The sequence below is a fragment of the Seonamhaeicola sp. ML3 genome, assembly GCF_023273855.1.
In the GTDB taxonomy this organism is placed as follows: Bacteria; Bacteroidota; Bacteroidia; order Flavobacteriales; family Flavobacteriaceae; genus Seonamhaeicola.
On record NZ_CP096884.1, the window covers coordinates 2,075,413 to 2,099,343 of the forward strand.

At 34.0% G+C, this 23,931-nt stretch carries 26 protein-coding genes; 14 read left to right on the plus strand and 12 right to left on the minus strand.

Annotated features, from left to right (window positions below; all coding sequences use genetic code 11):
• Window positions 1–61 precede the first annotated feature (61 nt).
• The gene (locus M0214_RS09380; protein ID WP_248722307.1) at window positions 62–508 is read right to left on the minus strand and encodes a DUF4870 domain-containing protein; all 447 of its coding nucleotides are present in this window, start codon (window positions 506–508) and stop codon (window positions 62–64) included.
• 159 nt (window positions 509–667) lie between these two features.
• On the opposite strand from M0214_RS09380, the gene M0214_RS09385 reads away from it, so the two are divergent.
• The 4 genes from M0214_RS09385 (at window position 668) to M0214_RS09400 (ending at window position 2,591) form a co-directional block, all read left to right on the plus strand.
• Window positions 668–1,126: a DUF4442 domain-containing protein gene (locus tag M0214_RS09385; RefSeq protein WP_248722308.1), complete on the plus strand. Its 459-nt coding sequence runs from the start codon at window positions 668–670 to the stop codon at window positions 1,124–1,126.
• Window positions 1,127–1,128: 2 nt separating this feature from the next.
• A complete protein-coding gene (locus M0214_RS09390; RefSeq protein ID WP_248722309.1) occupies window positions 1,129–1,395 on the plus strand; it encodes a hypothetical protein in 267 nt (88 codons plus the stop codon).
• 72 nt (window positions 1,396–1,467) lie between these two features.
• Window positions 1,468–2,268, plus strand: coding sequence for a TIGR00266 family protein (locus tag M0214_RS09395; RefSeq protein ID WP_248722310.1), 801 nt, complete (start codon window positions 1,468–1,470; stop codon window positions 2,266–2,268).
• A gap of 125 nt (window positions 2,269–2,393) precedes the next feature.
• Window positions 2,394–2,591 (plus strand): hypothetical protein, encoded by a 198-nt coding sequence (locus tag M0214_RS09400; protein WP_248722311.1) that lies wholly within the window; start codon window positions 2,394–2,396, stop codon window positions 2,589–2,591.
• Between the two features lie 36 nt (window positions 2,592–2,627).
• On the opposite strand, the gene M0214_RS09405 is transcribed toward M0214_RS09400, so the two are convergent.
• From M0214_RS09405 to M0214_RS09440, 8 genes are all read right to left on the minus strand, one after another.
• Entirely contained in the window at window positions 2,628–3,569 is a 942-nt protein-coding gene (locus tag M0214_RS09405) for a hydrogen peroxide-inducible genes activator (RefSeq protein ID WP_248722312.1), read from the minus strand.
• 210 nt (window positions 3,570–3,779) lie between these two features.
• Entirely contained in the window at window positions 3,780–5,111 is a 1,332-nt protein-coding gene (locus M0214_RS09410; protein ID WP_371873477.1) for a DUF58 domain-containing protein, read from the minus strand.
• Between the two features lie 32 nt (window positions 5,112–5,143).
• On the minus strand, window positions 5,144–5,677 hold the full coding sequence (locus M0214_RS09415) for a YcxB family protein (protein WP_248722313.1): 534 nt from the start codon (window positions 5,675–5,677) through the stop codon (window positions 5,144–5,146).
• Between the two features lie 6 nt (window positions 5,678–5,683).
• The gene (locus M0214_RS09420; RefSeq protein WP_248722314.1) at window positions 5,684–6,757 is read right to left on the minus strand and encodes a MoxR family ATPase; all 1,074 of its coding nucleotides are present in this window, start codon (window positions 6,755–6,757) and stop codon (window positions 5,684–5,686) included.
• 3 nt (window positions 6,758–6,760) lie between these two features.
• Window positions 6,761–7,957, minus strand: coding sequence for a DUF4350 domain-containing protein (locus M0214_RS09425; RefSeq protein WP_248722315.1), 1,197 nt, complete (start codon window positions 7,955–7,957; stop codon window positions 6,761–6,763).
• A complete protein-coding gene (locus M0214_RS09430; RefSeq protein ID WP_248722316.1) occupies window positions 7,954–8,700 on the minus strand; it encodes a DUF4129 domain-containing protein in 747 nt (248 codons plus the stop codon). The genes M0214_RS09425 and M0214_RS09430 overlap by 4 nt, the downstream gene beginning before the upstream one ends.
• Window positions 8,693–9,637: a hypothetical protein gene (locus tag M0214_RS09435; RefSeq protein ID WP_248722317.1), complete on the minus strand. Its 945-nt coding sequence runs from the start codon at window positions 9,635–9,637 to the stop codon at window positions 8,693–8,695. Before M0214_RS09435 ends, M0214_RS09430 begins: the two co-directional genes overlap by 8 nt.
• Window positions 9,624–10,601, minus strand: a complete 978-nt coding sequence (locus tag M0214_RS09440; protein WP_248722318.1) for a stage II sporulation protein M — start codon at window positions 10,599–10,601, stop codon at window positions 9,624–9,626. The genes M0214_RS09435 and M0214_RS09440 overlap by 14 nt, the downstream gene beginning before the upstream one ends.
• A gap of 93 nt (window positions 10,602–10,694) precedes the next feature.
• On the opposite strand from M0214_RS09440, the gene M0214_RS09445 reads away from it, so the two are divergent.
• Window positions 10,695–11,441 (plus strand): RDD family protein, encoded by a 747-nt coding sequence (locus M0214_RS09445; protein ID WP_248722319.1) that lies wholly within the window; start codon window positions 10,695–10,697, stop codon window positions 11,439–11,441.
• A 36-nt stretch (window positions 11,442–11,477) separates the two neighbouring features.
• Here M0214_RS09445 and M0214_RS09450 read toward each other — a convergent pair whose 3' ends face one another.
• A complete protein-coding gene (locus tag M0214_RS09450) occupies window positions 11,478–12,182 on the minus strand; it encodes a peptidylprolyl isomerase (RefSeq protein WP_248722320.1) in 705 nt (234 codons plus the stop codon).
• A 5-nt stretch (window positions 12,183–12,187) separates the two neighbouring features.
• Between M0214_RS09450 and M0214_RS09455 the strand changes: the two genes are divergently transcribed.
• From M0214_RS09455 to M0214_RS09490, 8 genes are all read left to right on the plus strand, one after another.
• Complete coding sequence (locus tag M0214_RS09455; protein WP_248722321.1) at window positions 12,188–12,829, plus strand: CoA pyrophosphatase; 642 nt, start codon at window positions 12,188–12,190, stop codon at window positions 12,827–12,829.
• A gap of 50 nt (window positions 12,830–12,879) precedes the next feature.
• The gene (locus tag M0214_RS09460; RefSeq protein WP_248722322.1) at window positions 12,880–13,677 is read left to right on the plus strand and encodes a 1-acyl-sn-glycerol-3-phosphate acyltransferase; all 798 of its coding nucleotides are present in this window, start codon (window positions 12,880–12,882) and stop codon (window positions 13,675–13,677) included.
• Between the two features lie 180 nt (window positions 13,678–13,857).
• On the plus strand, window positions 13,858–15,327 hold the full coding sequence (locus tag M0214_RS09465; protein ID WP_248722323.1) for a PQQ-dependent sugar dehydrogenase: 1,470 nt from the start codon (window positions 13,858–13,860) through the stop codon (window positions 15,325–15,327).
• Window positions 15,328–15,428: 101 nt separating this feature from the next.
• Window positions 15,429–15,668 (plus strand): hypothetical protein, encoded by a 240-nt coding sequence (locus tag M0214_RS09470; RefSeq protein ID WP_248722324.1) that lies wholly within the window; start codon window positions 15,429–15,431, stop codon window positions 15,666–15,668.
• A gap of 86 nt (window positions 15,669–15,754) precedes the next feature.
• The gene (locus M0214_RS09475; protein WP_248722325.1) at window positions 15,755–18,046 is read left to right on the plus strand and encodes a DNA topoisomerase 3; all 2,292 of its coding nucleotides are present in this window, start codon (window positions 15,755–15,757) and stop codon (window positions 18,044–18,046) included.
• A gap of 58 nt (window positions 18,047–18,104) precedes the next feature.
• Window positions 18,105–18,971 carry a 3-keto-5-aminohexanoate cleavage protein gene (locus M0214_RS09480; RefSeq protein WP_256467923.1) on the plus strand — a complete coding sequence of 289 codons (867 nt, stop codon included), beginning with the start codon at window positions 18,105–18,107 and terminating at the stop codon, window positions 18,969–18,971.
• A 10-nt stretch (window positions 18,972–18,981) separates the two neighbouring features.
• Window positions 18,982–19,668, plus strand: coding sequence for an acetyltransferase (locus tag M0214_RS09485; RefSeq protein WP_248722327.1), 687 nt, complete (start codon window positions 18,982–18,984; stop codon window positions 19,666–19,668).
• Entirely contained in the window at window positions 19,643–20,233 is a 591-nt protein-coding gene (locus M0214_RS09490) for a pseudouridine synthase (protein ID WP_248722328.1), read from the plus strand. The genes M0214_RS09485 and M0214_RS09490 overlap by 26 nt, the downstream gene beginning before the upstream one ends.
• A 49-nt stretch (window positions 20,234–20,282) precedes the next feature.
• On the opposite strand, the gene M0214_RS09495 is transcribed toward M0214_RS09490, so the two are convergent.
• Together M0214_RS09495 and M0214_RS09500 are read right to left on the minus strand one after the other, a co-directional pair.
• Window positions 20,283–20,912, minus strand: a complete 630-nt coding sequence (locus M0214_RS09495; protein WP_248722329.1) for a hypothetical protein — start codon at window positions 20,910–20,912, stop codon at window positions 20,283–20,285.
• Between the two features lie 4 nt (window positions 20,913–20,916).
• Window positions 20,917–21,411 (minus strand): RNA polymerase sigma factor, encoded by a 495-nt coding sequence (locus tag M0214_RS09500; RefSeq protein WP_248722330.1) that lies wholly within the window; start codon window positions 21,409–21,411, stop codon window positions 20,917–20,919.
• 311 nt (window positions 21,412–21,722) lie between these two features.
• Here M0214_RS09500 and M0214_RS09505 point away from each other — a divergent pair, with 311 nt between their 5' ends.
• Window positions 21,723–23,876 (plus strand): TonB-dependent receptor domain-containing protein, encoded by a 2,154-nt coding sequence (locus M0214_RS09505; protein ID WP_248722331.1) that lies wholly within the window; start codon window positions 21,723–21,725, stop codon window positions 23,874–23,876.
• Window positions 23,877–23,931 lie beyond the last annotated feature (55 nt).

Sequence of the window (23,931 nt, forward strand, 5' to 3'; positions counted from 1 at the left end):
ATTGATTATTTTGATGAAATTGATTTTTGTTTTATGGCGCCTGCCTAACGCGGATCAGGCATTACTTTAAAAAATTTATGGTTAACGGATATCTATAATATTCTCCATCTCTGGCCTTTAAGCTCGCGATTACAATAAATATCAGCTCAAATATAAAAGCTAAAATGGCAAAGGCTCCCAAAGCACCACCTATATAAAGTAGGGGGGAAGGTTTACCTAAGTTAATATGAAAATCCTGGAATCCATGAAAATCTATAAAGTCTATACCGTGAAATACTTTAAAAATAAAAAACGGAATAGTTAAGGTGCCTATAATAACGGCATATAGCAAAATGCTGATCTGAAAGTTTATGGCTTGCTTACCATGATAATCAACAAACTCAGATTTATCTTTATTGGTTACCCAAAGAATGATGGGGCCAATAAAGTTTCCAAACGGGATAATAAACCTACTAAAGGTCGATAAGTGAATAAAGGTTGCAATGTTTTTTTGATGATTATTTAACATGATTTTTTTGATTGATATAAAAACATATAATAGTTTCTTATGCAAATATATGTCTAAAATAAGGTACTTTGTTACGCATAGTACTTAAAATTAACATAATTTTAACATTTAAAGTTGTTTTTTTATTTCATAAATTAGACAAGAATTAAAGTTTTAAATATGAAGTTAACTCCCAGTAAACTAAATACTTTCAGTATGTTTAAGCTGCCCGCTGCCTATTTATGCGGAGTAAGAGTAAAGGAGCTAAATGCAAAAAAGTGTATGGTTTCTGTGAAACACCGTTGGATCAATCAGAATCCATTTAAATCTATGTTTTGGGCTGTTCAGGGTATGGCTGCAGAACTTTCTACTGCTGCTATAATGATTGGTAAAATTCAGGACTCTGGAAAAAGCATCTCTATGCTGGTGGTTTCAAATGAAGCCAAGTACACCAAAAAAGCCACGGGAAGAATCAATTTTACCTGCGCTCAAGGAGAGCTCATTGATAAAATCCTTAATAAGGCTATCGAAACAGGTGAAGGACAAACCATTTGGTTAGAATCTGTTGGGGTGAATGAAGAAGGAATTGCCGTTTCTATCTTTAGATTTGAGTGGAGTGTGAAATTGAAAAACAGATAGTTATGGCAATGTATTTTAAGAGATATTGGGATGAAGATAGGGAAGATGAATTTGGAAACTGGGGAAAGTCAGTTTGGTTCTTTGAAGTTGAGAAATCTGGTTTTATTTCTAAGCAAATTGAAAAATACAAAAATGGTAAAATATTAAAATATGACCAGCAGAATAAAGAGGATGAATTTGGGATGCTAGGAGATCAGCAATTAGATGTTAGCGAGTTTTTAGACTTTGAGATATCAAAGGAAGAATTTGAAATTGTCTGGGATGATTGAAATAATTGGATTTGCGTTGTAACAAAATATTAATCATATCAACTTATAAACGAATCAAACAAAAAACAAAAAATGACAGCACACGAAATTGATTATACTATCTACGGTGAAGAGATGCAATACGTAGAAATAGAACTAGACCCTCAAGAAGCCGTAATTGCAGAGGCAGGAAGTTTTATGATGATGGATGAAGGCATTAAAATGGAAACCATTTTTGGCGATGGTTCTCAAAAAGATACGGGATTCTTAGGCAAGATTTTAGGAGCCGGTAAACGCATCTTAACTGGGGAGAGTCTATTTATGACTGCTTTTTACAATGAAATCATTGGTAAGAGAAAAGTCTCTTTTGCTTCGCCATATCCTGGAAAAATTGTTCCCATAGATTTAACGCAGTTCGGAGGGAAGTTTGTTTGCCAGAAAGATGCATTTTTATGTGCAGCCAAAGGCGTAAGTGTAGGTATAGAGTTCTCGAAAAAATTAGGACGCGGATTTTTTGGAGGTGAAGGGTTTATTATGCAGAAATTAGAAGGTGATGGTATGGCCTTTGTGCATGCCGGAGGTACAATGGCTAAAAAGGAATTAATGGCCGGAGAGACTTTAAAAGTCGATACGGGATGTATTGTTGGTTTTGACCATACAGTAGATTATGATATCGAGTTTGTAGGTGGTATAAAGAATACCATTTTTGGAGGTGAAGGTTTGTTCTTTGCCACACTTCAAGGGCCTGGAACAGTTTACATACAATCCTTGCCCTTTAGCAGATTAGCTGGAAGAGTCTTGGCCTCGGCACCGCAAGGCGGAGGTAAAAACAAAGGTGAAGGAAGTATTCTTGGTGGAATAGGGGATTTACTAGATGGAGATAACAGATTTTAAATGTTAAATTTAGGCCAAATAAGATTTTTGATTGTAAATTTCACTAAATTTACCTCTAGAATATTTAAATCGAAGCCTATAAAATAAATCTACTTTTTAATTTAAAACCAAAACCTTAATATAATATGGCGAGAGCAATGTTAGAGTATACCAAGACTGTACTTAATAAAGTTAGTTTTGATGCTACGTTGTTTTGCAAAGAAGTACAAAAAGCAGTGTCCAGACTACTGCCCTACGAGATTGAAGAGCTTAAAATTTATATCATGTCTCTAGTACAGCAAAACCCTGAATTAAATCAATGTTTAATTTATTTAAAACCATAAAAGAAAAGCGACCCTGAGGTCGCTTTTTTTATGCTTTTATTTGTTTGGTAACGGACTTATAATTTTTACATCTTGAAATGCAATAGCTCCTCTAATAATTCCTGAAATAACATCTTGTAAGGCTTCTATTATCTGCATTTTAAGTTCACTTTTATGGTAAATAATGCTGACTTCTCTTGCTGGTGATGGCTCTTTGAAGTAATGTAGGTTTTCTTTTTCTTTTTCTCTTACATCTATGGTGTGTAAATATGGAAGAAGCGTCATACCTAAACCTTCATTAGAAAGTTTAATCAAGGTTTCAATACTTCCGCTTTCCAATTGAAATTTATCGTCTACATGGTTTTTAAAAACTTTACACAGGTTTATTACTCCATCTCTAAAACAATGGCCATCCTCAAGGAGTAAAATGTCGTCAATTTCTAAATCAGATGCGTCTATTTTGCCATGTCCGTGTAGTTTGTGGTTTTTTGGGATATAGCTAACAAAAGGTTCAAAATAAAGTACCCGTTCTTTAATGTTATCATCTTCTAAAGGCGTAGCAGCAATGGCAGCATCTAAATGTCCATCTTTAATACGTGCCATAATCTCTTCTGTGGTTAACTCTTCTATTTTGAGTTTTACCTTAGGATGTTTTTTAATAAATGTTTTTAAAAACATTGGCAAAAGTGTAGGCATTATGGTTGGTATGATTCCAAGTTTAAATTCGCCTCCAATGAAACCCTTCTGTTGATCTACAATATCTTGGATTCTATAAGATTCGTTTACGATATTTCTAGCTTGGGTTACAATTTTTTTACCCACCTCTGTTAATTCAATAGGCTTTTTGCTTCTATCAAAAATCTGGACATCTAATTGGTCTTCTAATTTTTGAATCTGCATACTCAATGTTGGTTGGGTTACAAAACACTTTTCTGCCGCTTTGGTGAAATTTTGGTGTTCAGCTACAGCTAAAACGTAGTATAATTGTGTAATTGTCATTGTTGCTAGTTAAGGTTATAAAAGTATATAAACAATTGATAAAAACTATAATAAAGATTGTCAATTATAAATTAATTTTGGAATAGTTTATTATTATAGTTTTGTTTTTGAGATTATATAAATAACGGACGAAAATGTTAAACGTTTCGTAATAATTTACCTAGTAAGCGAATTGATTCATTTTGTCTTCATGACATGATAAGAGATGCGTTATAATAAGCCTCTTGCTTTTATCTCTAAATACTTATTTATCGTATCTATAGTTAAATTCTCTGGGGTAGTAAGTATAGAGTAGATACCATATTTTTTCAGCTCGTTGACTATCAGGCGTTTTTCGAAAGCAAATTTTTCAGCGATAACCTTATCGTAGGCTTGTTGAACGGTTTCGGCTTTATTCCTTATGAGACTATTTAGTTCGGTATTCTTAAAAAATATAACAACAAGAAGATGGCTTTTAGCAATACCTTTAAGATAGGGTAGTTGCCTGTGCAGTCCATCTAATGTTTCAAAATTGGTGTAAAGTAGTATTAAACTTCGGTGCGTAATATTTCGTTTAATATCTGCGTATAATCTTCCGTAGTCACTTTCAAAAAAATCGGTATTAACGTTATAAAGGGCTTCAAGAATTAAGTTCATTTGTGAAGTACGCCGTTCGGCAACTACACGATTTTCAACTTTTTTAGAGAAAGAAAAAATGCCAGCTTTATCCTGTTTTTTCAGTGCTACATTAGAGATTACCAAAGACGCATTAATCGCATAATCTAGAAGAGATAGTTCATTAAAAGGCATTTTCATGACACGACCTTTATCGATTACCGAATAAATTGGCTGGGATTTTTCATCTTGATATTGATTGACCATTAATTGGTTTTTCTTGGCCGTTGCTTTCCAGTTTATGGTTCTTAAATCATCACCTTGTACATATTCTTTAATTTGTTCAAATTCCATGGTATGTCCCAACCTACGCACCTTTTTAATACCATATTGGTTCAGATTATTGCTAATGGCCAATAAGTTGTATTTACGTAACTGGATAAAGCTGGGATAGGTTGGCACCATATCACCTTCATTAAAACTGAATCGCCTTGCGACGAGTCCAAACACTGAGGTTGCGTAAATGTTGAGTTTGCCGAAATGGTATTCGCCTCTTTCGGTTGGTCTTAATTCGTATTCCAGTTCATTAACGCTACTAGGTGCTAACTTTCTGTATATTTTAAAGTTTCTAACTTGAAATTGTTCTGGGATTTCATCAATAATTCTAATAAAAACTGGAAACGTGTAATAGTTCTCTATGCTTAAATGAATAGGGTTTTGGTCACCATTTGAGAGTTTTTCGGGTAATGTTCTAACACCTTTAATACCTCTTTTCGCTCTAAAAAGAATTAAAGCGTCTAAAGCTGTAAGTACCACTAAAACCAAAAGTAAAAGTTTAACTGTGTTAAACCAAACTGGAAAAATAAAACTGATTACAAACAAAATCATGATGCCAATGCAGGCATAGAAAAATCGGTTTTGTATGTAAAAGGGTTTTAGGCGTTTCACTAATATTAGTTAAAAAGTTAAAAGTTAAAAATTTATTTCCATTTCCAGTTTAGTTTGTTTTCTATTGGAATAGCAAGTTTGACAAATTCTTCCTTAAAATGATTTATATTTTTAATACCTCTTTTGGGAATAATAATAGAGGCATTTGTTGTAATATTTAAAAAGAAAGTCTCTTTGATTTCCGTCAAGGATTTTATTTCGCTAATTTTTGTTTTTGTTTCTCCTGTAAAATCTTCGGTTATAATTAAGTCTGAGGTTACTTCTAATTTTATGGGTTTAAAAAAACTGTTCTTATAGTTGTTATTTACAGATTTTATATAATGCTTTCTATACCTATATTTTGTATAGATAGGGTATAGAATAAACCAAATTATAGACAAGACTAGAAATATAATACTGAGGGTGGTTTTCCCCTTTGAATATTCCAAAAATGCGAAGACTAGGTAAATAGAAGGAATTAAAAATCTCATAATGAGTCTTCTCTTTTTTATACTTTCTGAATTGGAAGCAACAAATAGGTGATATTGAATAAAGTCGTCTTCATCTAGTGTATATTCTAACTTCATTTTGGCTTACCTAGGAATTTCAACAGCTTCAATAATCTGCTTAATAATTTGTTTTGTGGTAATACCCTCCATTTCACGTTCTGGAGTTACAATGACCCTGTGCTGTAATACTGGAATAGCGGCTTGTTTAATGTCTTCTGGCGTAACGAAATCACGTCCTCCCATGGCAGCAAAAGCCTTACTCGCTTTAAGTATAGCGATAGATGCTCTTGGCGAAGCGCCTAGATATAAAAATGGGTTGCTTCTGGTATTTACTATAATATCGGCGATATATTTTACTAAATGGGATTCAATAATGACTTGATTAACCAAGCCTTGGAATTTTGCAATTTGATCTTTTGATAGGTGAGCGGTAACCTTATCGGTCTTAGTGCCACCCTGTAATGCTTGTTCTCTGTTAATTATTTCTATTTCTTCCTCAGCATTTGGATAGTCGATATCAATTTTGAACAAAAATCGGTCTAATTGAGCTTCAGGAAGTCTATATGTTCCCTCTTGTTCTACCGGGTTTTGTGTGGCTAATACTATGAAAGGTAGGTCCATAATATATTTATGACCATCTATAGTAATTTGACGTTCTTCCATTACTTCGAACAGAGCGGCTTGTGTTTTTGCTGGTGCTCTATTAATTTCATCAATAAGAATCATGTTAGAAAATATAGGGCCCTGTTTAAACTCAAATTCTGAAGATTTTACATTAAAAACAGAAGTACCCAAGATATCACTAGGCATTAAATCTGGTGTAAACTGAATTCTACTAAAGCCTATATCTAGTGATTTAGCCAAAAGCTTTGCCGATATGGTTTTTGCAACCCCAGGAACACCTTCAATTAGGGAATGCCCGTTGGCTAGAATGGAAGCAATCAATAAATCAATCATACCTTTTTGCCCAACAATCACCTTTCCTATTTCGGTTTTAATAAGCGCTATGCCGTCTTGCAGTTCGGTTAAGTCGATACGTGTTTTAAAATTTAAATTGTCACCAATTTCTGTATTTGCACCAGCAAGTGTGTCTTCAAATTCTTGTTGTTCGTTTTGAGGCTTTAAAGCGTCATCTTGTGGGTTCTCTAAATGCTCCATAATTTATTTGGTATAAAAATCTTCAATTAATCTGTTAAGCTCAAGCAAGTCTGTTTCGGTACAGTTACTTTTAGCCTTTAAATTTAAAATAAGCGTAATTAATGCTTTAATATCGTTTTTGTCTTTATTGGATTTTAGACTTAAGTTTTTTATGAATTTGTCATCCAATAATTCAGTGTTTATATAGTATGTACGTCTTAAATGTTCTAAAAAGTACGTTATTTTTTTCTCAATAATAGTATTGTGGTCTTTAGTCTCATAGTAAAGATTACCTATGGTCTTGGTAAAGGCAATTGTTGAGTTTTCTAGTGGTTTAATAACTTTAACAATTCGTTGTCGTCTTTTAGAATTAAAAATCATGAAAAGAATTAAACTTACTAACGCCAGCCACCATGCGTTTCTTAAGGCCGGTTTGCTCAAAATAAACCTTAAAGGGGAGTTGCTCAAATTCGTATTGGTCTTATTTCGAGAATCAAAATGAATAACATCATCCTGTAAATAAGACATAACAGCAGCAGCATACTTTTTATTGTTGTTTTTTAGAAGATGATAGTTTGTGAAAGCTACGGGTTGTAGGTGCAGATAAATATTGCCCTGACCATGTTCTATCTTTACGAAGTTTACCTTGTTAACAGCGTCGAATTTTTGATATCCCAAAACAGTTGTCGACAAGGAATCGAGTTTAGAAAAATAATTGTTACTAAGTCCTTTTTCTACCTTAATAGAGTCTTCTTTGAATAAGGGGTTTGCCAAACTAAATTCGGCACTTCCAATAAAATCATATGCATATTCAATTTTAGCAGAAAGGCTGTCTAAAATCATTTTTGGTGGATAATTGGAAGCAATGAATACATCGTTACCATGTGATGCAAAGTCCAATAGTTCTTGAGCAGAAATATCATCTGTTTCAGAAAACCCTTTAATAAGCATATAAGTTCCGCTTGTGTTGTATAGGCTGTCTTCCCAATTATATAAATCATCAAAATACTCATAAGGTGTGGTCTTAATAGACTTTACGTCGCTATTGGGAAATAGGTTTTTTAGTTGGTCATGAAAAATAAATGTGCCATAGGGTTTTTTATGTAACTCGTTGTAGGTTTTAGACCAGTCTATAGGTTTTGGTTTAGAGAAATCTATGGCAATTACAATAGCAAAAAGTAATACCAGAAGCCCTAAATATATTTTTAGTGTTTTATTCATGCTTCTACTGTTTTTAATAGTTTAGTAAAAGCATGTTTTGCTTTGTTAAATTCGTTTGGGTTTACATCGAACTCACCATACCAGATATAGTTGTACAGGTAAGAAGTGTATGCAAACTCTTTTTTTAAGTTATCTTGAGTTATTTCATTTTGGTAGTCGCTGTTGGTTTTTTCAACATCATATTCTATAATCTCGGCTTGCGTTAAAAGTTTTAAAAGCCATAGGTAGTAATATCTTATGGCTAAGCGGAAGTTGTTTTCGCTTTCGGCTTTTTTGATTAGTTTTTTAAAATCAACAGCATGAATATTAGTCTCAATATCGGTAACAGGAATGATATTCTTATCGGAAGATTTCCCAAAAACCCAAGCCCCTTCCTTGTTGATAACGGCCTTAAAGATGAAGAATATAACTAATAGAAAAATTATAACACCAGCTATTTTTAAAGCCATATCTGTAGCTTCTGAAGCTTGACCTTCATTTTGTAAATCGAATAAATCTTTGAAAAAGTCATTCAGCCATTGTTTAAAACGACTCCACCACCCAGAGTTTTCAACGTTTCGTTCGTAGATAAATTCTTCTTCAATATAAATATCGTTTAAATCGCTGAAGTGCCTTGGTGATATTTTGGTTGACCTATCAACCTTTAAGCTATCGTTATTAATTGCAAGATGTTCTTGGTTTTGTGCAAAACAAGTTACGCTAAGCCATAGAAAAACGATATGTAATAACAGTCTTTTACTCACCAGATCCAATTAGGTCGATATCATCTTTGGTATTAATGTTTTCTTTGCCCTCCTTTAAACCGTAATAAACGATGCCCTGGTTTAACTGAACGATGTTTCCAAGGATGGCGCCCAAAATAAATGAGATGAAAAAAACAGACATCATAATGATGGTAAATGTTAAACCAATTTCATCATTAGAGGGTTGGTCGCCGTCGTAGGTTGAAGAAAATAAACTTGCCATACCAAAAAAATACGGTATGAGGCCAACAACGTTTTGTGCTATATAGCTCATTAAATAAAAAATACCAACGCTACCAATAGCAGCCCAAAATTTGCTCGTTATTAGAGACCATGAATATCCAAAACACTCCCAGATTCCCTTTTCATCATTTAAATATTCCATAAGCGTCATGGTGTAAAACAGCATGAAGCCTCCAAATAGCAATGGAATAGCTAAGATTCCTATAATGGTAATCATTAAAATAAAAGAGCATATACCCAAAACAATAATTAATGGGATAAAGAGAAGGATACTACAGATTACAAAAACTCCAATCTTACCAAGGTTGTTCTTATAAGTAGAAATAATATCTTTCGTATCAAATCCTTTTCCCGAATTTTCGTTGTACAACTTTAAATAAATGGGCATGTAAGCATACGATACTGTTCCAGCAATTAAAGCGACAATCACGAAGAAGAATAAAAGCACTATGAACAATCCGAAATTATCATTCATAAAATTATCTATGGCAGACATATCCTGATTCCTCAATGCGCTACCAAAAATAAAATCAGTATAGAATTTTGTGAAGAAGTAACCCATTGCAAGCAGCAATAGAAGGAAAATACCATTAATGATGAAGTAGTGCTTAAAAAAATGCTTCCCATTTTGTTTTAGGAAGGCAAAAGTATCCTGAAAAAAATCACCAAATCCTCTAGACCTATATAACTGCATGTTTCTTTTTTAGTTTTTTATTTAGAATAAATGGGTAAATCAAGTAGTAGTAAGATATTATACTTAGTGTAGTTAATATAATGCCAACAGATAGCCAATTGGGCATAACGTTAGAAAACCTTGTAACATAACCTTCTAAAATACCTGCGGCAATGGTAAAAGGGAAGGTGCTAATTAATATTTTAACCCCATCTTTAACCCCTATTTTAAATGAGGTCATCCTTGAGTATGTCTTTGGGAATAATATACTTGCACCAAGAATTAACCCAGCGGCACCTTCTATGACTATGGCGAAAATTTCCATAGAACCATGAATCCAAATCCCTCTAACACTTTCCCAAAGAACCCCTTCTTGATAAAAGAAATATTGAAAAGATCCCAGCATAATACCATTGTAAAGCATAACAAGCCCTGTGCCTAAGCCGCCAAAAACGCCAAATATGAAGCACTTTATTCCAACATAAAGATTGTTTAAGGTAATTCCAAAGGCACTTCCCCAGTTACTTCCTTTTTTGTAAACAGCTACAGGGTCCCCTTTTTCAATATTCTCAAGGGTCATGTTTACATAATAGTCACCCAGAATTAATCTAACGAAAGAGTCATCAAAAGCTGCAGATAGTGCTCCTATGGCTACAAAACTGAAGAAAATAATGAAAGAGTATAATACGTATCGTCTGTATTGGTAAACAATTAGTGGGACTTCATTCTTCCAAAAGTGAACGACCCTATTAGTATCCTCGCGTTTGGTTTTATAGATTTTTTGAAACGCTTTAGCTGCTAGGTTATTAAGGTATATTATGGTTTTACTTTTGGGATAGTAAGTTTGAGCATAAGATAAGTCGTTTACCAAATGAATGTAAAGTGAAGCAAGCTCGTCTGGGTTTTTTAGGGTTTTTCCAAAAATAGCTTTTTCAAAGTTGAGCCATTTTTCCTTGTTTTGCTTAATAAAGGCAACTTCTCTCATAGAGAATCAAATCTACATAAATTTTTAATAAAGTACTTTATATCTTACAATTATTTAGGATAGATTTGTAACTTCATAACCTCATATTTTTTAATGGTAGAATTACAGATAAATACCACTCAAAACGTAAACATTAATTTTACTGCAGCCAGTATAGGTGAACGTATTTTGGCATATTTGGTTGATTGGTTAATCAAAATAGCCTATATCATTGTAGTCTATCAAATTACCTTTAATCTTTTTAAGATAGATGATGCCATAAGAGATTTAGATACGTGGTCACAAATAACAATTATTTTGGTTTTTTATCTACCGGTTATATTTTATTCTTTAATATTTGAAACCCTTTTAGATGGGCAGACTATTGGAAAGCGTATTCTAAGAATTCAAGTGGTTAAGATTGATGGCTATCAAGCCTCTTTGGCAGATTTTGTAGTGCGATGGTTTTTTAGAATTGTAGACATGAATATTATGAGTGGACTTGTTGCTATTGTAGCGATTGTTTTTAGTAACAGAAATCAGCGGTTGGGCGACATGACTGCAGGTACTTCGGTTATAGCTCTTAAAAATAAGGTGAATATTAGCCATACCATATTGGAGGATTTAAAAGAGGATTACGTACCCACCTATCCCAATGTTATTAAATTATCCGATAATGATGCCAGAATTATAAAAGAAACATTCACTAAAGCTAAAGAAAAAAGAGACTATCCTACACTTATTAAACTAAGAAAAAAGCTGATAGAAGTTGTTGAAATAAAAGAGGTGAAACAAAAGACCGATATGGAGTTTATAGATGTTATTTTAAAAGATTATAACTACTATACTCAGAACATGTAGTTCGTTTAATAAGTTCGTGGTTCTAGATTTCTGTTTTTAATCAATAATTTCAACCTTTCTTATATAAACGTTTCTCATTGGCCATTCACCATCGTCGGTTTCTACGTTGGAGATTTTATCAACGACTTCCATACCCTTTATTACTTTTCCAAAAATGGTGAAATCACCATCCAAATGATGAGCACCTTCTTTTTGTTGCACAATGAAAAACTCATAAGGTGAAGCCAGTTTATGTGGATTTTTTATTTCACTGCTAGGCATGGAAATAACGCCACGGTGATGTTTAAAACCTCTTTTGGTATCTGGAGGTAAAAGATATCTTCCTATGTGTGCTCGTTTTTTAGAAGTGTATTTATCGTCACCATTACCACCTTGAATTATGAAATTGGGCACAACCCTGTAAAACTGCGTACCATCAAAATACTTTTGTTTGGTTAGAAAAATAAAGTTGGAGCGATGAAAGCGGGTTTCTTCAAATAATAAGATATCTATGTTTCCAAAATCTGTGAAAATTCTAACCTTATTTTCTTTGTGTTCTTCGTTGTATTTTAAAAAGAACTCCATGGCACTTTTGGAGTCTAGCTTCGGAAATTCTCTTTCGGGTTCTTCTGAAACCTCCTTTTTTTTTGTCTTTTTTTCGGTTTTTGCTTGAGTGGTTTCTACTGTGGTTTTCTTTTTAGTTTGTTTATCTTCACAGTTCAAAAAAATCACAAAGAGAGCAGTAAGTAATATGTAGCGCATACCGAATGAATTTCAACGAGTTCTTACAATCAATTTCAAAAATAGAAAATATACCGCTTCCAGCCGAAGCATCACAGTTTAAAATGGTGCCACCGTTTCGGCAAGAGCTAGTAAAACGTCAAAGAGAAGCCATGAAAACGGCTAAAAGAGCTGGTGTTTTAGCTTTGTTTTATCCAGATACACAAAACTTAACTAAATTGGTTCTCATTTTAAGGAAAACCTACAATGGTGTTCATTCTGCCCAAGTAGGGTTTCCGGGAGGAAAGCTGGAGCCTCAAGATAATTCTTTACTGGATGCGGCTGTTAGGGAAACCTATGAGGAGATAGGTGTTCCTGTTGACCAAATAGAGGTGGTCAAAAAACTTACGGAAGTATACATTCCGCCTAGCAATTTTAATGTGCAACCTTTTATCGGAATCACGAGGAATAGTCCTTTTTTCGTAAAAGAGGAAGCCGAGGTTGAAGCTATTATAGAAGTAGATTTGTTACATTTTTTAGATGAAGATATCGTGATTTCAAAAAAAGTAAAAACATCGTATAATGTTGAAGTAGAGGTGCCTGCGTTTAAATTAAATGAATATGTGGTTTGGGGCGCAACGGCTATGATGCTTAGCGAAATTAAAGATATTTTTAAGCGACTTCTGTAAATTGTATATTTATTACATTTGTAGCCCTAACTAACAACGTACAATATTTCATGGGATTGTTTAAGCGAAATCCTTTCGGACATATACTTTTCTTAAAAAAGTGGCTCATTAGAATTTTAGGAGCTATGAGTCATAGACGATTTCGGGGTTTCAATGAACTTCAAATTGAGGGTTCTGAAATCATTAAGAATTTGCCAGATAAAAATGTGTTATTCATTTCAAATCACCAGACTTATTTTGCTGATGTGGTTGCTATGTTTCATGTGTTTAATGCTAGTCTAAGTGGAAGAGTTGATTCCATTAAGAATGTGGGTTATTTATGGAATCCTAAACTTAATATTTATTATGTAGCTGCAAAGGAGACCATGAAAGCTGGCTTGTTGCCCAAAATATTAGCGTATGTAGGTTCCGTAAGTATTGAGCGCACATGGAGGTCTGAAGGTAAGGATGTCAATAGACAGGTTCGAATGAGTGATATATCAAATATTGGTAAAGCTTTAGGTGATGGTTGGGTTATTACGTTTCCGCAAGGGACAACCACTCCTTTTAAACCCATTAGGAAAGGGACCGCACACATTATTAAACGCTATAAACCTGTAGTTGTACCCATTGTTATTGATGGATTTAGAAGGTCTTTTGACAAAAAGGGTTTGCGTATTAAAAAGAAGAATATTTTACAATCAATGGAAATCAAAGCGCCATTAGAAATTGATTATGATGGCGAAACTACCGAGGAAATTGTTAGTAGAATTGAATTTGCCATAGAGCAGCACCCTTCGTTCCTTAAAGTACTAACACCAAAGCAAATTAAAGAGCAAGAAGAGCTTAATAAGCTCAGGGAGTGGTAGGTTTTTTGAAACTCATTAATACACTTTAATACAATAAATAAACTTGTGTCTAATGAGTGTGTTGTTAGTTTGTTGATTTGATTTACAGATAATTATTCGTTAAATTTGCCCAAAAGAGTTGTTTTTAATATCCGTGTATTGGTTTTAAGCATCTGTTATAATATCTCCAAATCATAAGCTATGAATTGTTTTAATAATTTGAAAGTTCCTGCCATTTGTCTCATTTTTTTAATAATAGGTTTTAGTTGTTCTAATCAAACTGAAACGATTCAAAATAATGATGTTACAGAGGAAGAGGAACAGATAGAGGTAATTCTCCCCGATTTAGAAAAAGCAGCATTGAACTATTCCAATTTATGTGGTGGTTGCCATGGACAAAAGTTTGAGTCTTTTGTTGAAAGGGATTGGTTATATGGTGGCAATTTTGATGATATAGTGAACTCAATATCAAATGGTTATAAATCGAATGGGATGCCTTCTTATGAGAACGTATTTAATAGTCAAGAAATCAAAGATTTAGCAAATTATATTCTTCAAGAAATTGATGATAAAACAAAGGAAGATATTGAGAAAGAAAATCCAAATCTTTCTGGGGTTATAGAGTCCGAAAATCTTAATTTCCGACTAGACTTAATAACAGATAATCTTCCAGGTGTTCCCTGGGGAATGGTGCAATTACCTGATGGTGATTTTTTGGTTACTCAAAGAACAGGGAAGTTTTTTATGGTAACTAATGAAGGTACCGTATCCGAGATTTCTGGAGTTCCGGAAGTAGTAGCAGAAGGGCAGGGAGGACTTTTGGATGTTGTTCTGCATCCTAATTTTGAAGAAAATAATTTTATTTATCTAAGTTACTCGAGTGTAAATCCAGATAATTCAAACGAGAAAACGACTGCTGTTGCTAGGGGGCGACTTTCGGGGACTGTTTTAGAGGGTGTGGTTGAGATTTTTACCGCGAAGCCATATTTGAAAAGTACCAGTCATTATGGGTCTCGATTGGTCTTTGATAATGAAGGTTATCTTTTTGTAACTGTTGGAGATAGGAGTAATAGGGACATCTACCCCCAAGATTTAGATAACGATGTAGGAAAGGTGCATAGACTTAATGGTGATGGAACAATACCTACAGATAACCCTTTTTATAGTTTTCCTGATTACAGTAAATCTGTTTACGGTCATGGTGTAAGGAATCCACAAGGTTTAGCCAAGCACCCCGAAACTGGAGATATATGGGAAGGTGAACACGGGCCACGAGGTGGAGATGAAATTAATATTGTTAAAGCTGGAAAAAACTATGGTTGGCCCTTAATAACTTATGGTATTAATTACAATGGTACCCTTATTACTGAACAGACGGCCATGGATGGTATGGAACAGCCTATCTTTTATTGGGATCCCTCTATAGCTCCTTGTGGAATGGATTTTGTTGCTAGTAATTTTTATGGTCAATGGGAAAATGACCTATTTGTAGGGTCTTTAAAGTTTAGATATCTACATAGGTTAAAAATGGACGGAAACTCAGTAGTTGGTCATGAAGAACTGCTTAATGATATAGGTCGTGTTAGAGATGTGCAGATGGGTAAGGATGGTTATTTGTATATTTTGGTTGAAGGCCCTGGAAGGTTGATAAGACTAGTGCCTGAACAGTAATTCCAAAAGCTTAAAGTTTCTACTGTAATTTTTGTGTATTTAATGTTTCCTGTGAACTCCTTGAAAATTAATCATGACGTTTTAAAAATAAACTATCAAAAATGAGACAGCTAAAATTAATTTGGGATTTTAGAGGGCCAGATGCTTTGAGAATAGCAGAGCATCATGTTGTCCATTTAAAAGAATATATAGTTGCAGAACATTTAAAGCTGAATATTACAGGGATTGAACCTGTAAATGACTCACATGCCATTGCGTTTTTAGTTGTTGAAGAAAGTGAAATGCGAGAAGTTAGGGACGCTTTAAAGCCTCACAGGGGGCAGTTATATAATTCAAATTAGCTAAGTCTGGTTAATAACTCTTGATAACTCCACTTTAAATAGGTTTTCAATTTTTATATTTTGCGTTGTTAAAATTTAAAACGTAAATGAAGGTTTGTATAGCTGAAAAGCCTAGTGTTGCCAGAGAAATTGCTGCTGTTTTGGGTGCAAAAACCAAACATGATGGTTATTTTGAAGGTAATGGTTATGCGGTTACGTATACCTTCGGTCATTTATGTACTTTAAAGGAGCCCGTAGATTATAAGCCTTATTGGAAAAGCTGGGATTTAAACAATTTACCAATGCTACCTGAAAAATTTGAAGTTAAGGTAGTGGCTAATTCTGGCATTCAAAAACAATTTAAGATTGTTAAAAGCTTATTCGAAAAAGCTGAGGTAGTCATAAACTGTGGTGATGCTGGTCAGGAAGGGGAACTAATCCAGCGTTGGGTAATGAATGAGGCTAATTATAAAGGTGATGTAAAACGCCTTTGGATTTCTTCACTTACTACCGAAGCCATAAAAGAAGGCTTTGAAAATCTTAAATCGGCAAAAGATTATGATAATTTGTACTATGCTGGTTTTTCTAGGGCCATTGGAGATTGGTTATTAGGCATTAATGCCACCAGATTATATACTGTTAAGCATGGTGGGTACAAACAAGTGCTTTCGGTTGGTAGGGTGCAAACACCCACTTTAGCTATGGTGGTAGATAGGTTTAGGGAAATAGAAAACTTTAGACCAACACCATTTTGGGAGCTTCAAACCAAATATCGTGATACGCTTTTCAGTTATGAGGAAGGTCGTTTTTTTAAAAAAGAAAATGGGCAAATTTTAGCAGATAAGGTAAAAGAAAGTGATTTTGAAATAGTTTCTATCACAAAAAAGAAAGGTAAGGAGTATGCACCCAAGCTATTCGATTTAACAGGACTACAAGTATACTGTAATACCAAGTTTGGATTTTCTGCCGACGAAACACTTAAGATTGTTCAAAGTTTATATGAGCAAAAAGTAGTGACTTACCCAAGAGTAGATACCACATTTTTACCAAGTGATATTTATCCAAAGGTTGAAGGGATATTAAAAAAGTTGACTAATTATGTAACCTTAGTGCAACCACTTTTAGGTAAAACCATTAAAAAATCAACAAAAGTTTTTAATGATAAAAAAGTAACTGACCACCACGCAATTATCCCAACCGGTATGCAAAACCGTTTACAACCTGCCCAGCAGCAAGTGTACGATATTATCGTTAGGCGTTTTATAGCGGTATTTTACGCCGATTGTTCTGTTGCGAATACCCATGTTATTGGAAAAGCTGCAGAGGTAACCTTTAAGACAAACGGAAAAGAAATATTGGATAAAGGTTGGCGTATCGTTTTTGAGTCTCCAAATACTAAAGAAAAAGAACCCAATCTTTTGCCTAATTTTCAGGAAGGCGAAAAAGGGGCTCACGAACCTTCTTTTTTAGAAAAGGAAACTAAACCTCCAAACCAATTTACCGAGGCCTCTTTGTTACGTGCCATGGAAACAGCAGGGAAGCAAGTGGAAGACGAGGAAATGCGAGATTTAATGAAAGAAAACGGGATAGGAAGGCCATCTACTCGAGCTAATATTATTGAAACGCTTTTTAAAAGAAAATATATAAAGAGAAATAAAAAGCAGGTACTGCCAACAGATACAGGAATTCAGTTAATAGATACTATCCAAAATAGTTTATTGAAATCGGCCGAATTAACAGGGCGCTGGGAAAAGCAACTAAAGGATATTGAAAAAGGCGATTTTAGTGCAGGTGCCTTTATAAATAATATGAAACGTATGGTTGATGCCTTGATCTATGAAGTAAGAAGTGAAACAAGACGTGCGAATATTTCTTTTGAGGCTAATACGAAAAAAAACAAAGATAAAATCAAGGCAAAAAAGCATGCTGGAATTACTTCAGAAACTTGTCCCAAATGCAAAAAGGGGTCTATAATTAAAGGGAAGACAGCTTATGGGTGTAGTTCCTATAAATCTGGGTGTGATTTTAAAATGCCTTTTAAAGTTCATGATAAAAAGATATCGGAAAAGCAATTTCTAAGAATACTTCAAAAAGGTTCAACTGTTAATTTAAAGGGGTTTAAAATTGATTCCGGAACTGTAGAGGGGCTTTTGCGGTTCGGTGAAGACTTCAAACTAAAATTGGAGCCAAAACAAACCGTTTTACAATCTGAGCCTGAAGAATTGTTGTGTCCTAAGTGTAAAAAAGGAAAGATAATTAAAGGTAGTACAGCTTATGGTTGTAGTAGTTATAAGGAGGGATGCGATTTTAGAGTGTCTTTTAAAGTGGTAAAAGAAAAGATTAACGGAGATGTGCTAACTAAACAACTGGTTTATAACATCTTAATCGATAATTTTTGACTCAGACATCTTTATATTGATAACTTACTTTTTTTAGCCCAAAAAATCTAATTATACAATGAACAATAATTTTATATTAAATTTTACTCCAACGGGTATGATTCCTACTAAGGAAATGACTGAGCATGTACCTCTATCTGTAGAAGAAATTGTTGAGGATGTGCATAGGGCAAATGAGATAGGTATAACTATGGTTCATCTTCATGCTCGTGATGAAGTTGGCGTACCTACTTATAAACAAGACATTTATTCTAAAATAGTAGAGGGTATAAGAAAATATGCCCCAGAATTAGTATTGTGCATATCTCTCAGTGGAAGGAATTTTGGAGAACTAGAAAAACGTAGCGAACCATTGATGATGGAAGGCGTTTTAAAACCGGATATGGGAAGTCTTACGTTAAGTTCTTTGAATTTCAATAGAACAGCAAGTGTGAATAGTCCTGATATGGTTCAAAGCCTTGCCCGAATTATGAAAGAGAAAGGTGTCGTTCCTGAGCTTGAAGCTTTTGATATTGGTATGATAAATTATGCTAAATACCTAGAAAGAAAGGGGCTTCTGGAACCTCCATACTATTTTAATCTACTATTTGGTAACATAGCATGTTCTCAAGCAAATTTATTGCACGCAGGAGTTATGATTAATGATTTACCTAAAGAATCATATTGGAGTTTAGCAGGTATCGGTAACGAGCAACTTAAAATGAATTCTTTATCCTTGGCATTTGGTGGAGGTGTTAGAGTTGGTTTAGAGGATAATATTTGGTTTGATACTAATAGAACAAGATTAGCAACAAACTCTGAGTTATTAGAGAGAGTTCATTTTATTGCGGAAGCTAATGGAAGAGATTTAATGACTGCTAAAGAATTCCGAGAACACTTGAACTTAGCTCCAGGAAATGGTCTTTACGGCAGAATAAATTCATAAAACATTCATTTTGGAAGAAGATAAAGTATTAAATGTTTTAGGCTACTTGCCTATGAGTTTGAATATATTATTGGAAATTGTAGAGGAGTCAATAGGAATAAGCTCTTTCAATATTTATAAAAATATAGCTGTAGATGATAAAGAAAATGCTTTTTCTCCTCATTCTAACTGGAATATAAATTTTTACGATTCTCTTAAGCCCAATTTTGACAAGGATGAATTATTTGTTATTTCAGTTGTAGGTGTAAAGTCCAAAGAGCATGTTTATAAATGGTTCAAGGCGAGTACTAATGTGTGCGATAGCAAGTTTATCAATCTAATACATCCCAAAGCGTTTGTGTCTAAGTCTGTAAATTTGAATTACGGTTTACAAGTAGAACCTCAAAGTACTATAGCTGCATGCTCATCTGTAGGTTTTGGAGTAAATGTTAAACGAAATTCTAGTATTGGGCATCACTGTGAAATAGGTGATTTTGTGACTATAAATCCTGGTGCCACCATTAGTAGTTATGTGCAAATTGGTCGAAATACAATGATTGGCTCGGGTGTATCCATTAAAGATAATGTTAAGATTGGTGATAACTGTATAATTGGTGTAGGAAGTGTAGTCGTTAAAGATATACCAAGCAATTCGATTGCTTATGGAAATCCGTGCATAGTACATAAAAATAATGAAAAACAAAAGAGGGGTGGTTAAAAACTTTATCATCTACAAGCCCTATGGTGTTCTAAGCCAGTTCAGAAGTAACGATTCAAAACAACAATCAAAGCAATTTTTAGGGAGTTTAGGAGATTTTCCAAAAGAAACTATGGCTATTGGGAGGTTAGATGAAAAGTCTGAGGGTTTATTATTGCTAACTACCGATGGGAAATTAAGTGATTTTATAAATAGTAAAAAAATAGAAAAGGAATATTACGCTCAGTTAGATGGTGATATAACTTTTGAAGCTATTTCTAAATTAGTAACAGGTGTTCAAATTGGTTTGAACGGTAAAAAGTATAAAACTAAGCCCTGTAAAGTTTTTAAGCTAGAGGAAGTTCCCGATTTACCTAAGCGTTCTAAAAAAATAAGGGATGATAGGCACGGACCAACGAGTTGGATTTCTGTTACTTTGAATGAAGGTAAGTTTAGGCAGGTACGTAAAATGACTTCTGCTGTTGGCTTTCCTACTCTAAGATTGATACGCGTTAGAGTTGGTAAAATTCAACTTGGTAAAATGGAAGTAGGAGCTGTTATAGAAGTTCCAGAAATAGATGTTTAACTACAAATAGGCTCATTAAAATAGGTCTAGATTAGTATCCTTTTATTATTTAAACTTCTAATTTTTTTAATTCGTTATAGTTTCTGTTCAATCGTTTCAACAGAAGACCGTAAATAAGCTTGTAGAAGAGCCAGATTACAAGAGTAAATATTGCTGTGACTAGTGTAATGATTACAACTAGTAAAATCAATCCGGTATTATCAGCTTTTTCAATGAGTTTTATGGCGTTAGGATCGTTTTGAAACGTATAATAAATACCTATTATCATTGAGGCACCAACCATAATAAGGTTATAAAGCACGTAGTATTTAATTACTTTTCGTGTTCTTATTATATTTTCCATGAGCCTTCTCGCGCTGTCGGTTACTGAAATCGATTTATAAGATTTATATAGTAGGTATATAAAAAGAAGAATGATGCCATAGCTGAAAATAGTAAGTATCATCATGGTGCTGTCGGAGTAGACAGAGTCCAGACGTTCTCTATAACTGTCTGATGTGAAATAAGGGATTGAGTTGACCAAAATCCAGAAGAAAAGTTCTGCGATACTAATGTAGAAAAGCAGCTTAACAATAGAGGAAGATTTCTTGTGTAACATGGGCAAAATATCTTTAGCAGATAGTTTATCATGTTGTTTCTCCTTATTCCAATCTTTCTTTAATAAATCTAATCCATCCATAGTTCTACGGATTTAAAATGGTTCTTAACTTGTTCTTAATTCTGTTCATCTTCACTCGTGCATTTACTTCGCTAATACCCATAGTTTCACTAATCTCTCTGTAGTCTTTGTCTTCTAAATACAAGAAAACAAGAGCTTTTTCAATGTCGTTTAATTGGTGTACGGCTTTATAAAGTACTTTAAGCTGCTGTTCTTCGGTATCATCATAATCCTCAGATTTCATTTTAAAAGCTACACCATCATAATCTTGCGTACTAATGGTTCTCTTCGATTTTCTGTATAAAGTAATAGCTGTATTTAAACCAACTCTATACATCCAGGTGCTAAATTTGGAGTCGCCTCTAAATTTAGGGTACGCTTTCCATAACTGAATAGTTATCTCCTGGAACAAATCGTTATGCGCATCATAATTATTAGTATACAAGCGACAAACCTTGTGTATAATGTTCTGATGCTTCTCAAGAAGTTCAACAAAATTCTGTTCTGATTCGTTTTTCAATGTGATGGTTTGGTTACAATGATAAGTAGCCAAATATTTTAAAATGTTACAACAAATCTTAAAAATAATATTTTAAAACTCAATTTGTCTACTTCAAATTCGAAGTTTTAGGCCTTCGGGTTATAAAGGGGCTCAACGAAAAGTCGATAATCCACAAAGATAAAACTAAGACTGCTGAGTACTAGGCACACTCAAATAAAACCCAATTCATCCCTAAGATTTTACAGTTCGGTATCTAAAAATTTAAGGATTTTAAATGAGTATGCATTTTTGCCTTGTCAATCAATAATAACGAACAGAAAAGATAAATCATGAAACAGTTAATAGTTATCTTAATCACTTTGTTAAGTATACATTTAAGTGCGCAGACCTCAATTACAGGAAGTGTTTTAAATACAAAAAACGAACCTATTATAGGGGCCAATGTTTATTTAGAAGGTACTTATGATGGTTGTACCTCTAATGATACAGGAGCCTTTACATTCGAAACTACCGAGACAGGTACTCATACTTTGGTGGTTTCATACCTTTCTTATGAAACCTACACAATGGTTGGGGACTTATCATATATGAAAGATTTGACCATCATACTAAAGGATGATGTTAATACGCTTGATGCTGTTGTGCTTTCAGTTGGAACTTTTGCGGCAGGAGACAACAGTAAGGTAAATGTGCTAAAACCCCTAGATGTTGTTACAACAGCAAGTGCATTGGGAGACTTTGTTGGTGCTTTACAAACGCTACCAGGAACATCAACCGTATCGGAAGATGGAAGATTATTTGTTAGAGGTGGTGATGCCAACGAAACTCAAATATTTATCGACGGGATTAGAGTTTTTACACCATATACGCCCACAACCAATAATACGCCAACACGAGGACGGTATTCGCCTTTTTTATTCGATGGTATTACGTTTTCTACGGGTGGTTACTCAGCCGAATATGGACAGGCCCTATCTAGTGTTTTGTTGTTGAATACCATTGATGAACCAGATCAAGAAAAAACAGATATTGGAATTATGAGTGTTGGGGCAACATTGGGAAATACCCAAAAATGGAAAAAAAGTTCATTAAGTGTTAATGCATCTTACATTAATCTAACACCTTATTTAGAGTTGTATCCCGATAGAAACGCATGGGAAAAACCTTTTGAAACAGTTTCTGGGGAGGCTGTGTTTAGGCAAAAAGCAAATAATGGATTATTCAAATTATATGGTGCTTTCGATGCTACAAATTTTCAATTAACTCAAGAAGATATTAATCACCCAAACGGGGTAGGCTTCAAATTAAATAATGATAATGTATACGTTAATGGTTCTTATTCTGGAAAATTAAATAGTACTTGGAATGTGTTTGGGGGTTTGAGTTTTACGCATGCTAATAACCGCATTCAGTTTGATGCCAATAATGTTGATGATACAGAAAACTCCTTACATGCTAAAGTTAAGTTTAAAAATAGAATCAATAACAGGTTTAAGCTCTATTTTGGAGCAGAGTATTTTGCAACCAATTTTAAGGAAAAGTTCCAAAATGAGACAATTAACACACCTAGTTATGGTTTTGAAAATAATATAGCGGCTGCTTTTATAGAGGCTGATATTTTTACGTCGAAAGAACTTGCTTTTAAAACTGGCTTAAGAGCAGAGTATAGCGATATTTTTAATGATTTTACTGTAGCGCCCCGATTATCATTAGGATATAAAACGTCCAATAAAAGCCAGTTGTCTTTGGCTTATGGAAACTTTTATCAGAACCCTTCCAGCAATATTCTAAAGTTTGAACAAGATTTAAAACCTCAAAACACATCACATTATATAGTGAACTATCAATACAATGATGATGGACGCATTTTTCGAGCGGAAGCATATCTCAAAAAGTACAATAACCTAGTTAAGTTCGATACACAGTTTGCATCTTTCGATAGTAGTTTTAATAATTCTGGAAATGGGCACGCTAGCGGCATTGATTTCTTTTGGAGAGATAGTAGAACAATAAAGAATTTTGATTACTGGGCAAGTTACTCTTTTCTGGATACGAAGCGAAATTATAACAATTATCCTGTCGAGGCTCAACCTAATTTTGCCAATACACACAATTTGTCTTTAGTAGGTAAGTATTTCATAACCGATTGGAAAAGTCAAGTTGGTTTTAGCTATGGATTTGCATCGGGGAGAACATTTACAAATCCTAATATACCAGGATTTTTAAATGAAAAAACAAAGTCGTTTAACAGTTTGAGCTTGAATTGGGCTTATCTTGTATCTCCGCAAAAAATACTGTATGCCTCGGTTAATAATGTACTGGGTTTTAAGAACATTAACGGGTATCAGTATTCGAATACTCCAGATTTAAATGGAGATTTTAACAGGCGAGCATTAAGACCAGCGGCAGATCAATTCTTTTTCATAGGTTTCTTTTGGACAATTAGTGAAGACAAGAAGAGTAATCAATTGGATAATTTGTAATTATTTGTAGAGAAAAAACACATGTTTTTATCTGCAAATAATTAATTATATTGCT

Excerpts from the sequence above, each read along its gene's own strand:
- M0214_RS09380 (WP_248722307.1), bottom strand. The coding sequence starts at position 508 with ATGTTAAATAATCATCAAAAAAACATTGCAACCTTTATTCACTTATCG.
- M0214_RS09385 (WP_248722308.1), top strand. The coding sequence starts at position 668 with ATGAAGTTAACTCCCAGTAAACTAAATACTTTCAGTATGTTTAAGCTG.
- M0214_RS09390 (WP_248722309.1), top strand. The coding sequence starts at position 1,129 with ATGGCAATGTATTTTAAGAGATATTGGGATGAAGATAGGGAAGATGAA.
- M0214_RS09395 (WP_248722310.1), top strand. The coding sequence starts at position 1,468 with ATGACAGCACACGAAATTGATTATACTATCTACGGTGAAGAGATGCAA.
- M0214_RS09400 (WP_248722311.1), top strand. The coding sequence starts at position 2,394 with ATGGCGAGAGCAATGTTAGAGTATACCAAGACTGTACTTAATAAAGTT.
- M0214_RS09405 (WP_248722312.1), bottom strand. The coding sequence starts at position 3,569 with ATGACAATTACACAATTATACTACGTTTTAGCTGTAGCTGAACACCAA.
- M0214_RS09415 (WP_248722313.1), bottom strand. The coding sequence starts at position 5,677 with ATGAAGTTAGAATATACACTAGATGAAGACGACTTTATTCAATATCAC.
- M0214_RS09420 (WP_248722314.1), bottom strand. The coding sequence starts at position 6,757 with ATGGAGCATTTAGAGAACCCACAAGATGACGCTTTAAAGCCTCAAAAC.
- M0214_RS09425 (WP_248722315.1), bottom strand. The coding sequence starts at position 7,957 with ATGAATAAAACACTAAAAATATATTTAGGGCTTCTGGTATTACTTTTT.
- M0214_RS09435 (WP_248722317.1), bottom strand. The coding sequence starts at position 9,637 with ATGCAGTTATATAGGTCTAGAGGATTTGGTGATTTTTTTCAGGATACT.
- M0214_RS09440 (WP_248722318.1), bottom strand. The coding sequence starts at position 10,601 with ATGAGAGAAGTTGCCTTTATTAAGCAAAACAAGGAAAAATGGCTCAAC.
- M0214_RS09445 (WP_248722319.1), top strand. The coding sequence starts at position 10,695 with ATGGTAGAATTACAGATAAATACCACTCAAAACGTAAACATTAATTTT.
- M0214_RS09450 (WP_248722320.1), bottom strand. The coding sequence starts at position 12,182 with ATGCGCTACATATTACTTACTGCTCTCTTTGTGATTTTTTTGAACTGT.
- M0214_RS09455 (WP_248722321.1), top strand. The coding sequence starts at position 12,188 with ATGAATTTCAACGAGTTCTTACAATCAATTTCAAAAATAGAAAATATA.
- M0214_RS09460 (WP_248722322.1), top strand. The coding sequence starts at position 12,880 with ATGGGATTGTTTAAGCGAAATCCTTTCGGACATATACTTTTCTTAAAA.
- M0214_RS09465 (WP_248722323.1), top strand. The coding sequence starts at position 13,858 with ATGAATTGTTTTAATAATTTGAAAGTTCCTGCCATTTGTCTCATTTTT.
- M0214_RS09470 (WP_248722324.1), top strand. The coding sequence starts at position 15,429 with ATGAGACAGCTAAAATTAATTTGGGATTTTAGAGGGCCAGATGCTTTG.
- M0214_RS09475 (WP_248722325.1), top strand. The coding sequence starts at position 15,755 with ATGAAGGTTTGTATAGCTGAAAAGCCTAGTGTTGCCAGAGAAATTGCT.
- M0214_RS09480 (WP_256467923.1), top strand. The coding sequence starts at position 18,105 with ATGAACAATAATTTTATATTAAATTTTACTCCAACGGGTATGATTCCT.
- M0214_RS09490 (WP_248722328.1), top strand. The coding sequence starts at position 19,643 with ATGAAAAACAAAAGAGGGGTGGTTAAAAACTTTATCATCTACAAGCCC.
- M0214_RS09495 (WP_248722329.1), bottom strand. The coding sequence starts at position 20,912 with ATGGATGGATTAGATTTATTAAAGAAAGATTGGAATAAGGAGAAACAA.
- M0214_RS09505 (WP_248722331.1), top strand. The coding sequence starts at position 21,723 with ATGAAACAGTTAATAGTTATCTTAATCACTTTGTTAAGTATACATTTA.